The organism is Mesobacillus jeotgali, from assembly GCF_002874535.1.
Lineage (GTDB): Bacteria > Bacillota > Bacilli > Bacillales > Cytobacillaceae > Mesobacillus > Mesobacillus jeotgali.
The window spans coordinates 1,668,311-1,680,964 of record NZ_CP025025.1 but is presented as its reverse complement, the minus strand read 5'-3'; the positions used below and the strand labels follow the sequence as shown (position 1 = coordinate 1,680,964).

Genomic DNA, 12,654 nt, shown 5'->3' with positions numbered 1-12,654 from the left:
CAAATAGCAAAGGTTGAGAAAAGAGTCTAAACAAAAAACAACCAGCGATTTTTTCGCTGGTTGTTTTTTGTCTAGCTTAGTAACGCCCGGTCGCTTGCCATTTTTGTTCCCCGGATTCGCTGGAATTCGTTGAGCAAGTCTTCGATTGTCAGCTTTGCTTTTTGTTCTTCATCGACTTCTAGGATGATCTGGCCTTTGTCCATCATGATCAGCCTGTTGCCGAGGTCAAGTGCCTGCTGCATGTTATGCGTTACCATCAGTGTAGTGAGATGGTATTTGTCGACGATTTCTTTTGTTAAATTGGTAATCAACTCGGCACGTGCAGGATCGAGTGCAGCGGTATGCTCATCCAATAATAGGATCGATGGTTCTGTGAATGTCGCCATCAGCAGGGAAAGCGCCTGCCGCTCACCGCCTGATAACATCCCAACCTTGGCATTCAGCCGGTTTTCAAGCCCGAGGTGCAGTGACTCAAGCACCTCCTGGAAAAGCTCACGGCGTTTCTTCGTGACGCCCAAGCGAAGCGAGCGACGCTTGTTCCTTGAAAAAGCAATCGCAAGATTTTCTTCGATTGTCATGCTAGGAGCAGTTCCCGCCATTGGATCCTGGAATACCCGTCCAATCATCTTTGAGCGGTTGTATTCTGACATATAGGTAACGTCCTTGCCGTCAAGCGACACTTGCCCATGGTCAGGCAGCATAACTCCAGAAATGATATTCATCAAGGTAGATTTGCCGGCTCCATTACTTCCGATGACAGTGACAAAGTCTCCCTTTTTTAGTGTTAGATTGATATTATCCAGGGCGATTTTCTCATCTGGAGTTCCCTCATTGAAGACTCTATGAATCTGATTTAAGTGCAGCACCAGCCTCACCCTTTCCTTCAGAAGGAACAGCTGCCATCTGCATGTGCTCTAGCTGTCTTTTCACCTTCCGTTTTTTCTCTTTATAGCCTTCTATCATTTTCGGAGCAGTCAATGCCAAGATTACGATAATAGCTGTGATCAGCTTCATGTCACCTGGCTCGAGGAACTCTACCCTTAGTGCCAAAGTGACTACGATTCGATAGATGATCGCCCCGCCAATAACAGCGAGAGTGGTTCGAGCAATCGATTTAGTACCAAACAAAGCCTCACCGATGATGACAGACGCAAGACCGATGATAATCATCCCGATACCCATACCAACATCAGCGAAACCACCCTGCTGGGCGATCAATGCTCCCGAAAAAGCTACCATTGCATTCGAAAGGCCAAGACCTAGGATGATCATCAGGTTTGTATTTGAAGAAAAACTGCGGATCATCCTTTTGTTGTCACCGGTTGCCCTGATTGCAAGTCCAAGTTCTGTCTTAAGGAATGCATCAGTAAGAAATTTAATTGCCAATGTCACGACAATCATGAACAGCAGGATACCCCATGTCCGCGGAAGACTGTCTCCCAGCCCGACTGCCGATAAAATACCATTGAAAAATCCATCGATTCCCGTCTTTTCGAAAAAGTCCCTCACTGCGGTCATTGCAGTATCTGTGTTCAACAGGGGGACATTCGATTTACCCATTATTCTTAGATTAATAGAATACAGGGCAATCATCATTAGAATACCTGATAGAAGTGCATTCACCTTACCGACCGTATGGATGATTCCTGTTAAGCATCCAGCAACGAAGCCGGCAATAAGGGCTACCATTGTAGCAGCAAATGGATTAGCGCCATTCACAATCATGATCGCAGCGACCGCAGCTCCAGTTACGAAGCTGCCGTCAACCGTCAAATCAGGAAAATCAAGTACCCGAAAGGATAAGTATACACCCAGAGCCATGATGGCATAAATGATGCCTGACTCAAATGCTCCAAATATTGAAGTAAACAAGTTGAATCATCCTTTCTCTTATTCTTCGTGGAACTCTGCGTCGTCTCCCCACTCTTCCTTGACTTCAACACCCTGTTCCTCAGCGGCTTTTTTGTTGATTGTCAGTGTTAATGATTTTGGAAGTTCGACTGGGATTTCAGAAGCTTTCTTGCTGCCAGATAAGATTTCTGCAGCCATCAAACCTGACTGGTAACCTATGTCATAGTAATTGAAACCGCTGGCCGCGACTGCACCGCGCTTCATAGAATCAAGTTCGCCAACAAATAATGGAATCTTTTTGCCATTAGCTACAGAAATAACCGATTCAAGTGCAGAAACAACTGTATTATCTGTAGGTACATAGATGGCATCAACACGTCCAACAAGAGACTCTGCCGCTTGCTTAACTTCTGCTGATGTTGAAATTGAAGCTTCAACGACCTTCGCACCATTCGCTTCCGCAAGCTTCTTGACTTCCTTCAGCTGAACCTCAGAGTTCTGTTCACCAGCGTTGTAGATTACGCCGATCTTCTTGGCACCAATTTCATTTGTCATAAAGTCAATTGTCTTTTTGGTAGCATCTGGATGGTTATCGGTCGTACCAGTGATATTGTCGCCAGGCTTATCGAATGCTTCAACAAGTCCTGCTCCGATAGGGTCTGTCACCGAAGTGAAGATGATTGGAATATCCTTTGTTGCATTAAGTGCTGCAACAGCGCTCGGTGTAGCGTTAGCGAAAATGAGGTCGACCTTGTCACCTACAAAATTGTTCGCGATACTTGCCGTGTTATTCATGTCTGCCTGTGCGTTCTGGAAGTCATATTTTACATTGTCTCCCTCTTTAAATCCTTTGTCCTCAAGAGCTTTCTTGAAGCCCTCAGTTGCGGCATCAAGCGATGGATGCTCCGCGAATTGGGTCAAGCCAATCTTGTATTGCTTTTTGTCAGATGAACCGTTTGATGCTTCATTCCCTCCACATCCTGCCAAAAGCAATGCACTGGCCAGGACAAGAGAAATAGCTTTTACTGATTTTTTCATAAAAATCCCCCTTGTTTATTTATAAACCGGCAGTAAAACTATGTAGACTTAAACTAGCAAGCAGCCGGAACGCACCAATTTCAACCTGCCTTCTCTCAATTCGGTAAAAAGCTCCAAAATCTTTGAAAGCGATTCCAAAAAGTATGATATTCACTATAGACACCGTAAATATAACGTTATATTAACACCAGCTATAAATTAAAGTCAATAAAATTCCGAAAATTTAGTATGTTATGATTTTTAATTATTAAACCATCACTTTAGAAAACTATCAATACATTTTTTAAAAATAATAAAACTTTTTCGCTTTTATGTGCAAAAGCGCCTGTAAAACTCAGTATTTATAAGCTTCTAATGACTTTTTCTTTTAAAAATCCTGAAATTGAGACCGATTTAAAAAAACAATAATATAAAAAAGCATGCTCCAATTTCAAGCATGCTGCGAAAAATCTATAATAAAAGTGTTGCGATTCTCAGGCGTTCTTTCGCTTCTTTAATCATTCGATCCAGTAATTCCTGGACGGTTGGGATATCAGAAACCAATCCCGACACCTGGCCCCCATTCATAAACCCGTTGTCTTCGCATCCTTCCAGTGCACCTTTTTTATGTATTTCCTCAGTCGTCAGTTCGGCGAATTCCTCTGGTGTAAGTCCCTGTTTTTCTGCTTCGATCAGTTTTCCTGCATAAGAAGTATTCATCAGCCTGCGAATTCTTCCAACAGACCTTCCTACTATTACGGTTTGATGGTCGTTTGCCTGCAAAAGTTTTTGCTTGTAGTTATCATGGAATGGAGCTTCCTTTGTGGCGATGAACCTCGTTCCCATCTGTACACCGCTGGCTCCAAGTGCAAGCATGGCTGCAAGGCCCTTTCCGTCCCCAATTCCCCCTGCAGCAACAACCGGTATGTTTACCTGGGCGACAATCTGCGGAATCAGCGCCAATGTGGTCGTCTCCAGGTTCGAGTTAATCCCTGCAGCTTCATATCCCTCAGCCACTAAAATATCAGCACCTGCAGCTTCGGCTTTTTTGGCCTGTTTTACAGATGCGACAACAGTAATAATCTTGATTCCAGCCTCTTTAAGTTTAGGAATGAAAGGCGCAGGGTTACCCGCGGATAATGTTACTATTTGAACCTTATATTTGACTGCCAGGCGCAGGATCTCCACCGCATTCGGAGAAACACTTAAGGCCACATTCACAGAAAAAGGCTTTGATGTCCTCGATTTTGTTTCAAGAATAATTTGCTCCACTTCTTCAGCAGGCATCGTTCCGGCACCTATTGTGCCCAGGCCGCCCGCTTCTGACACAGCCGCTGTTAAAATAGCATTGCTGATGTTACCCATTCCACCCTGGATGATTGGATATTTTATGCCCAGAACAGAAGTAATTCCATTCACAAAAATTCCCCCTTCGTTAAATTAATGTTATACTAGTTCTAAAATTATGACAATTGAAAAGAGGGATTTTTCATTGATTCTAAGTTATTTAGATAAAAAACCGGTCATTGATGAAACAGTTTTCCAGGCACCAGGAAGCTACATCATTGGTGACGTGAAAATCGGCAAACATTCCAGTGTGTGGTTCAATGCCGTTTTACGCGGAGACGAAGATACGATAACAATAGGAGAAAGCTGCAGCATACAGGATAACGTAACATGCCATTTGTATGAGGGCTCGCCTCTTGTCATTGAAGATGAAGTCACAGTCGGCCACAATGCGATCCTACATGGTTGCACCATCAAGAAAAGATGTATTATCGGCATGGGCTCAACTATCCTTGATGGAGCCGAAATCGGTGAAGAATGCATCATCGGGGCCAATACTTTGATTCCTGCGGGAAAAAAAATACCACCGCGCTCGCTCGTTGTCGGAGCTCCGGGGAAAGTCGTAAGGGAAATCGGGGATAAGGATTTGGAGCTGATTCAATTATCAATCGATACATATGTTCAAAAGGGAAGAGAGTACCGGGAAACTTTGAAGGATATCAGCTAAAATGCGAGAGCCTGGCAGGCGCCAGGCTCTTTTATTAGAGTCTACATTTTTATACCCATTTGACTATGTCATCCAATGGTCTTCTTGTCTTTGGATTTGGTTCTTTAATACGATAGCCGAACGCGCACATAACAGATATGCCGAAATGGCCATCCTCCAGCAATCCCTCATCTGCCAGAAGTTTATTCATCTTTTCAAAATTAAAGCCTTCAATCGGACATGAATCAATGCCAATTTGTGCTGCAGCCGTCATCATATTGGCCAAAACGATATAAGTCTGCTTGCATGCCCAATCAAATAGCGGACGGTCTCCGTCTAGCAATTTAAAGTCAGACTTCTGGAATTCCTCGATGCGCTTGAGGTAATTCGCCATGAATTCCTCAGGCATTTTCTTCTTATTTCTAAAATGATCCTGCAAATATTCAGAGTCATATTTTGTATCGACTTTTGTCCTTGCAAGGATAATCACAAAATGGCTTGCTTCCGGAAGCTTGCCAAACGCTCCCCACGCGGTATTCTTAACTTTTTCGCGAAGCTCTTCACTCTGGACAACAAGAAAGCGCCAAGGTTCAAAACCAAAAGAACTTGGTGATAACTGGCCGGTCTCCAGGATAAAACGGAAGTCTTCCTCTGGAATCTTTTTGCTTGGATCAAATTCCTTTGTAGCATGCCTAAAATGGAAAGCGTCCAGAATCTCCTGCTTCTTAGTTTCTTTGTCACTCATATGTATTATCTCTCCTTCCAAGTTTTGTTTTTTTAAACTTATCATATTTCTTTCAAAATTGCCTACAAAAAAGGATACGCCTCAACCCTTCTGCCTTTTCTTCCTTTGGTCGTTTCAGCCTGTGATAATGAGTTCAGGATTGCCTCTTCTGTTGCTTCTGCTGCAGCCGTGAATAGCTCGTTCATCAACGGATGGTCATCCCTAACCTGTCTGCTTGATAGAATAAATTCGTTCGTATAATGGCTTGTTTGATTTGCAGTTGAAAATGCAATCACAATATCGCCGCTTCCATGACTGAAATGACTGCCGGTCCGGCCCAGGCCGATCCCACATCTCTTTACCAATCGCAACAGCTGGCGGTCACTTAAGGGAGCATCTGTAGCAAGGATAATGATGATCGAGCCGTCTGCTGTCTCGGATAATCCTGTCTTTATTGATTCAATCCCATATTTTCCTGCCATTAATTCTTCTTTTTTGCCGAAATTGCTGAGCACCAGACAACCAACGGTATAAGTATCGGCACTTTTTACAACACGTGATGCTGTTCCAATACCGCCTTTATGACCGAAGCAAACCATACCTTTTCCCGCTCCGATAGCACCTTCTTCTGCTGGTAGGGTGGAAGCTTTTTTAATCGCTTGTTTTGCGTGTTCAGGTTTGACTGGAAAATGGCGAATTGAGTTTAAATGGCTGTCATTGCATTCACCGACGACAATATTAATGGTACCAGTCGTCTCACCAATTTCTTCATTTTCAGCAAGCATATACTCCAGCGTTCCCTGAGTGACAGCGGGTACAGCAAATGTATTTGTCAGCATAATTGGAGCCTCGATCGTTCCAAGTTCATTCACTTGGACGAGGCCAGTCGTTTTCCCAAATCCATTAAGAACGTAGCTGGCGGCAGTCACCTTCTCTTTGAATAAATTCCCGCCATGCGGCAGGATAGCCGTCACACCAGTACATGCATACTCCTCGCCTTTGTCATCCAATGGAAAATCCAGTGTTACATGTCCGACTTTTACACCAGGCACATCGGTTATACAGTTATTGCTCCAGGGGGACATCCTGCCAACCACGACCCCTCTATCACGTATCTTCATGTTAATCCTCCTTAGAAACCTTACTTAGAAAAAAGCAATCTTACCCTGCCTAACAATGGTGGCTGGCTTTTGACAGCTTTTCCCCTTTTTCCTTCAAACCTGGGACTACTTCTGACAGCTTTTCCTCTTTTTCCTTCAAACCTGTCAGAACTTGGCTCTACTTCCGACAGCGTTTCCTCTATCCACTACAAACCGGTCCGAACTTGGCTCTACTTCTGACAGCTTTTCCTCTTCCTCCTCCAAACCTGTCCGAACCTGCCTCTACTTCTGACAGCTTTTCCTCTTCCTCCTCCAAACCGGTCCGAACTTGGCGCTACTTCTGACAGCTTTTCCTCTTCTTCCTTCAAACCTGTCCAAACTTTGCGCCACTTCAGACAGCTTTTCTCCTTTTCACTGCAAACCTGTGCGAACCTGAAAAGCGAATTGGATAGCTTAACCATTTTGACAATGATGAAAGAAAGCCACCCAAGGCGGTGCAAGGATGGCTCGGTTCTATTCTAAAATATACGGGTGATCCATGACGTTATAATCGACGTCTTTATGCTTGATTTCATTTCCTTCTTTAAATACGGACTCAAAGAAGCGAGATGCTGGTTCTGCGAGTTCTTTGTAGTATTCGCTGAATAATGCGGCGGCATGATTCCCCAGCCATTTTTCGGGCAGAAGTTCTTCAGGAAGGCCTGGATCAAAGAAGAGGAACTTCCTGTATTCATGCACAAGCTTCGTGCGCTCAACGAAGCATTCGGCATCAGACATGCTGCCCTTTTGAATTTTGTTTTTATCAATGATGTATTTCTGGCTGTATTCACTAATAAAATCCTGATATTTTGCGTTAATCTCGACAAGGTCCCAGCTTTTCTCAACAAGACGCTGATTTTCATACGGACCTTTGTATTCGGCTACAAAGAAATCGACATATTCTTCGATTTCATATTTCTCGATCAGATCCCTTACCTGTCTCTCGAGATTATTGGCTGAAATCCAGAAGCTGTTCGACATCGATCCGAATCCGCTCCAGATTAATTCCTTGCGCAGCTCGTCACGGACATTGCGGATTTCCTCTGGAATCGTATACATCAGGATTCTCCACTTTCCGTCCCAGTCTTCGGGCTTCAATTTAAAAATACGCTTGCCTGCCTCATCAATCCTTTTCTGGCCGCGTGGCGTGAGAGAATAATAGCTCTTATTTCCGATTTTTTCAGCCTGGACCCACCCCTGCTTGTTCATACGCGAAATCGCCGCTCTAACCGACTGATCATTGTGTCCAAATTCATTCAGCAGCCGGATCAGGCTGCCTATCCAAATCTTGCTTCCATAATGGGAGATATAGTCACCGTATAAGGTAAAAATCATTGATCTTGTATTCAAGCTTATGTCATCCTCATCAATTTTTGTTGTACGTAGTAAAACCGTTATAGAATATTTTACAGTATTATCATTATTTTGCAAAAACTTTTTGCTTAAAAAGCGAAAAACCATAGGGATTTCTCCCTATGGATTTATTGCGCTGTAAATATAGGCTTTCGTTTTTCACTAAAAGCATTGAGTGCTTCCACGCGATCCTTTGTTGGAATAGTAACCTCATAGGCTTTGGATTCGATTGCAAGCCCTGTCTGCAGGTCAGTGCTGCTGCCATGCTGGATGGCATACTTAGCCTGTCTCACAGCAATTGGCGCATTCTGAAGGATTTCCTCGGCAAGCTCCTTGCAGGCAGTCATGACATCCTCTTTAGGCTTAACAGCTGTTAGAATACCAAGCTCAAAAGCCTTCTCGGCAGAAACCTTCCTTGCTGTAAAAATCAATTCCTTCGCCTTCATCTCACCAACGAGCCTGGATAGACGCTGTGTTCCGCCTGCTCCCGGAATGATGCCCCAGCTCACCTCTGTCATGCCCATCAAGGCACTGTCTGCTGCAATCTTAAAGTCACACGCAAGCATCAGTTCAAACCCGCCGCCAAAGGCAAATCCGTTAACGGAAGCAATCGTCGGCTGCGGCAGTTCCGCAATCGCGCTGAAAACATCACGAATCTTTTTTACATTACGGCGCACTTCTTCCTCAGTAAGATGCTTTCTTTCTTTTAAGTCCGCACCTGCACTGAAGGCTTTCTCCCCTGCTCCGGTAAAAATGACCACCCTGACGTCTGAATCTGTATGCAGCTTGTCTACTAAATCGCCCAGTTCCTGAAGTGTTTCATAATTGAAGCAGTTCAGCGACTCCGGACGGTCAATCGTCACATATGCGATATGCTGCTCTTTCTGGAATTTGATGTTGTTCATCTATCTCTCTCCTATATTTTCGATAATCGTGGCGATTCCCTGGCCGACACCTACACACATAGTCGCAAGTCCATACTTGGAATCCCGCTTTTTCATTTCATACAAAAGGGTTGTTAAAATCCTCGCACCGCTAGCCCCTAGCGGGTGTCCAAATGCGATAGCTCCGCCATTGACATTCACTTTTGCCTGATCCAGCCCGAGCTCTTGGATGCAACCTAGTGATTGGGCTGCGAATGCCTCGTTCAATTCAATCAAATCCATATCATCAACAGATAGGTTAGAACGCTTCAGAGCTTTTTGAACTGCATATACAGGTCCCATACCCATGATGGACGGTTCCAGTCCCGCTGTTGCAGACACAATATATTTCGCCAGCGGCTTCAAGCCAAGCTCCTCCGCTTTTTCATGGCTCATCAATAACAATGCCGATGCACCATCATTCACACCTGATGCATTACCCGCAGTAACGGTGCCATCCTTAAATATGGGCTTGAGTTTTGCCAGCTTTTCGACTGTAGTACCTGGCCGTGGATGTTCGTCAGTATCAATCACTGTCTTATTACCCTTCTTATCTTCATAAACGACTGGAACGATTTCATTTTCAAAGCGCCCGGCCTCGACCGCTTTTTGAGCGCGAAGCTGGCTTTCTGCAGCGAATTCGTCCTGGGCTTCCCTGGAGATGCCATACTTTTTAGCTACGTTCTCTGCAGTTTCAGGCATACTGTCCGTACCATACATTTCCTTCAGCTTGCTGTTCACAAAACGCCAGCCAATGGTTGTATCGAACATTTCCATATTTCCGCGCGGGAATTCAGCGTTAGGCTTTGCCATCACGAAGGGCGCCCTTGTCATACTTTCTGTTCCTCCCGCGATGAAGATGTCGCCTTCTCCAGCCATAATCGCCCTCGCCGCATAATTGACTGCATCCAGGCCGGAACCGCATAAACGGTTGATTGTTGTACCGGCAACCTCGACCGGCAGCCCAGCCAAAAGGCCTGACATCCTTGCGACGTTTCGATTATCTTCGCCTGCCTGATTCGCATTACCCAAAACTACTTCTTCAATTTCAGCTGCAGGCACGTCTGGATTGCGCTCGACCAATGCCTTGATGACAACCGCACCTAGATCATCCGGGCGGATATGGCGGAGGCTGCCATTGTATCTACCAATCGGCGTCCTGACTGCATCGACAATTACAACTTCTTTCATTGTCATCCTCCTTTATTTAGTGGTAACCGACTCTCTATAATCGTACACACCACGCCCGGTCTTCCTGCCGAGGCGGCCTGCTTTTACATATTGTTCAAGCAATGGTGCAGGGCGGTATTTTTCCCCAAGCTTCTCATGCAGGTACTTCAGATTATTCAAACGGGTATCCAGTCCAACAAGATCACCCAACTCGAATGGTCCCATTGGATAATTCAAGCCAAGCTTGATTGCCTTATCGATTTCTTCTGCTGTTCCTACGCCTTCCTGCAGCATGTAAAATGCTTCGTTTCCGACAAGCGCGCTAATCCTGCTTGTGACAAAACCAGGGAATTCGTTTACGGTAACCGTTTCCTTGCCCATCTGGATGGCTGCCTGCTGGACCGCTTCAGCTGTTTCATCGCTCGTTTCCAGTCCACGAATGATTTCAACAAGCGGCATTTTATGGACAGGGTTGAAGAAATGCATGGCGATTACCTTCTCAGGACGCTTTGTAAAAGAGGCGATTTCAGTAGGGCTCATTGTTGAAGTATTGGACGCAAACAGGCAATGTTCTGGTGCGTGCTGGTCAATCACTTCAAAAATCGTTTTCTTGATATCTATTTTTTCCGGAACCGCTTCGATAACGAGGTCAGCGTCCTTGACATTATCAGCGAGGAAATTCGAGTAATCGAGTCTCGCTTTCGACAATTCTGCGTCTTCTTGCATGATTTTGCCCCTTGCGATCCCTTTTTCAAAAATGTTGTTGATTTCCTGTTCGGCGTTGCGGAGTTGTTTTTCATCAACATCAATCAGGACAGTATCAAAACCGCCCAGGCAGCTGACGTAGGCAATTCCTCTGCCCATGACGCCTGAACCAATTACAACGAGTTTCTTCATTTATATAGTCCTCCTTTTAAAAACTGAAAGGCGAGCACTCGAATCCAGGAGTGCTCGCCTCTTTTTTATACGTTAAACGGGTTAAGCGGGCGGCTGCCGTAATAAGAGACGATACTCTTAGTTTCTGTATATAAATCTAGTGTTTCGATGCAGAGTTCACGTCCAAAACCGGATTGCTTGTAACCCCCGAATGGTGTGCCAGGGAATGCTGAGAATGGGCAGTTAATCATGACAATTCCTGCCTGGATCAGTTTAGAAACTCTGGTAGCACGACCGTAGTCCTTCGTCCAGATGGCAGATCCCAGTCCATATTCGCTGTCATTCGCAAGTTTGACAGCTTCTTTTTCATCCTTGAACTTCATGACCACAACAACCGGTCCGAAGATTTCTTCTTTTACAGCCTTCATGCCGTGGTCTGTTTCAGCGATGATGGTCGGCTCATACCAGTAGCCATTTTCATAGCCTTCAAGATTAGCAGCCTTACCGCCTGTTAAAACTTGTGCTCCATCTTCAACAGCGGATTTTACATAACCGTCGATTACATCCATTTGGTCCTGGCTGATGACTGCACCGACATGAGTTTCTTTATCAAATGGGTTGCCAAGCTTCAGCTGCTTTGTTTTTGCCACGAACTTCTCCATGAACTCATCATATACATCCTCATGGACATACAATCTTGAACGGGCTTCACATGATTGACCTGTATTGTAGAAGATTCCGAACAGAGAGCCCGCTACTGCAGCATCAACATCCGCATCTTCAAAGACGATACTCGGTGACTTTCCGCCAAGTTCAAGTGTCACACGCTTTAGAGTCTGGGAAGCTCTGGCCATGATATCCTTGCCGATTGGTGTTGAACCTGTGAAAGCAACTTTGTCTACTTTTTCATGTTCAACAAGATAGTTGCCGACAACAGAACCAGATCCAGGAATGACATTAACAACTCCTTCTGGTACGCCTGCTTCTATACAAATCTCTCCAAGTACAATAGCAGTTAAAGGTGTCAAAGAAGCTGGTTTTACTACAACGGAGCAGCCGACTGCGATCGCCGGTGCGATCTTCCATGCTGCCATCATCATCGGATAGTTCCAAGGAATGATCTGCGCACAAACACCGACAGGCTCTTTTTCCGTGATATTCTGGAATGCACCAGGCATGCTGTTCACAGCACCGCGGTGGCTGACGATCGCTCCTGCGTAAAATTCGAAGTCCTCGATTGCCTGCATTACCTGCCCCTGTGCTGCAGCAAGGGATTTACCTGTATCAAGAATCTCCAATTCTACCAGCTCATTGAAACGGGAGCGCATGATTGAAGCGATTTTATTCAATGTGCGTGAGCGCTTGTTCACCGGGAAATGGCGCCACTTTCCGAAGTCGAAGGCATTTCTTGCAGCCTGAACCGCAAGCTCTGCGTCTTCTTTTGAAGCCTTAGCCACAGTTGCAACTTCCTCGCCTGTCGCTGGATTGAAGACTTTATAAGTTTCACCATTCGTGCTGTCCTGACGAACTCCATTGATGATCAATTGATATGTCTCGCGTTTTACCGCCATTGCTTCGAATTTTTGTTCTTTTACTGTTGTCACGCGT

General features: G+C 45.1%; 12 protein-coding genes. 1 reads left to right on the top strand and 11 read right to left on the bottom strand.

Features of this window, described 5'->3' with window-relative positions:
- Positions 1-71: 71 nt before the first annotated feature.
- The 4 genes from CD004_RS08220 to CD004_RS08205 all read right to left on the bottom strand — a co-directional run bounded on the left by CD004_RS08220 (position 72) and on the right by CD004_RS08205 (position 4,287).
- Positions 72-866 carry an ABC transporter ATP-binding protein gene (locus CD004_RS08220; protein ID WP_102262306.1) on the bottom strand — a complete coding sequence of 265 codons (795 nt, stop codon included), beginning with the start codon at positions 864-866 and terminating at the stop codon, positions 72-74.
- The gene (locus tag CD004_RS08215; protein ID WP_102262305.1) at positions 841-1,872 is read right to left on the bottom strand and encodes an ABC transporter permease; all 1,032 of its coding nucleotides are present in this window, start codon (positions 1,870-1,872) and stop codon (positions 841-843) included. The genes CD004_RS08220 and CD004_RS08215 overlap by 26 nt, the downstream gene beginning before the upstream one ends.
- 18 nt (positions 1,873-1,890) lie before the next feature.
- On the bottom strand, positions 1,891-2,889 hold the full coding sequence (locus tag CD004_RS08210) for an ABC transporter substrate-binding protein (protein ID WP_102262304.1): 999 nt from the start codon (positions 2,887-2,889) through the stop codon (positions 1,891-1,893).
- A gap of 450 nt (positions 2,890-3,339) precedes the next feature.
- Positions 3,340-4,287: an NAD(P)H-dependent flavin oxidoreductase gene (locus tag CD004_RS08205; protein WP_102262303.1), complete on the bottom strand. Its 948-nt coding sequence runs from the start codon at positions 4,285-4,287 to the stop codon at positions 3,340-3,342.
- A gap of 73 nt (positions 4,288-4,360) precedes the next feature.
- On the opposite strand from CD004_RS08205, the gene CD004_RS08200 reads away from it, so the two are divergent.
- Positions 4,361-4,882, top strand: a complete 522-nt coding sequence (locus CD004_RS08200) for a gamma carbonic anhydrase family protein (RefSeq protein ID WP_226675341.1) — start codon at positions 4,361-4,363, stop codon at positions 4,880-4,882.
- Between the two features lie 49 nt (positions 4,883-4,931).
- On the opposite strand, the gene CD004_RS08195 is transcribed toward CD004_RS08200, so the two are convergent.
- The 7 genes from CD004_RS08195 to CD004_RS08160 form a co-directional block, all read right to left on the bottom strand.
- Positions 4,932-5,606 (bottom strand): NAD(P)H-dependent oxidoreductase, encoded by a 675-nt coding sequence (locus tag CD004_RS08195; RefSeq protein ID WP_102262301.1) that lies wholly within the window; start codon positions 5,604-5,606, stop codon positions 4,932-4,934.
- Between the two features lie 62 nt (positions 5,607-5,668).
- On the bottom strand, positions 5,669-6,706 hold the full coding sequence (locus CD004_RS08190) for a DmpA family aminopeptidase (RefSeq protein ID WP_102262300.1): 1,038 nt from the start codon (positions 6,704-6,706) through the stop codon (positions 5,669-5,671).
- 492 nt (positions 6,707-7,198) lie between these two features.
- Positions 7,199-8,074, bottom strand: coding sequence for a phenylacetic acid degradation operon negative regulatory protein PaaX (gene paaX / locus CD004_RS08180; protein ID WP_102265034.1), 876 nt, complete (start codon positions 8,072-8,074; stop codon positions 7,199-7,201).
- Between the two features lie 131 nt (positions 8,075-8,205).
- Positions 8,206-8,982 (bottom strand): enoyl-CoA hydratase-related protein, encoded by a 777-nt coding sequence (locus CD004_RS08175; protein WP_102262298.1) that lies wholly within the window; start codon positions 8,980-8,982, stop codon positions 8,206-8,208.
- Entirely contained in the window at positions 8,983-10,191 is a 1,209-nt protein-coding gene (pcaF, locus tag CD004_RS08170; protein WP_102262297.1) for a 3-oxoadipyl-CoA thiolase, read from the bottom strand. It lies immediately after the preceding gene.
- Between the two features lie 12 nt (positions 10,192-10,203).
- A complete protein-coding gene (locus CD004_RS08165; protein WP_102262296.1) occupies positions 10,204-11,067 on the bottom strand; it encodes a 3-hydroxyacyl-CoA dehydrogenase in 864 nt (287 codons plus the stop codon).
- Positions 11,068-11,132: 65 nt separating this feature from the next.
- Positions 11,133-12,650 (bottom strand): aldehyde dehydrogenase family protein, encoded by a 1,518-nt coding sequence (locus tag CD004_RS08160; RefSeq protein WP_102262295.1) that lies wholly within the window; start codon positions 12,648-12,650, stop codon positions 11,133-11,135.
- Between the last annotated feature and the right edge of the window lie 4 nt (positions 12,651-12,654).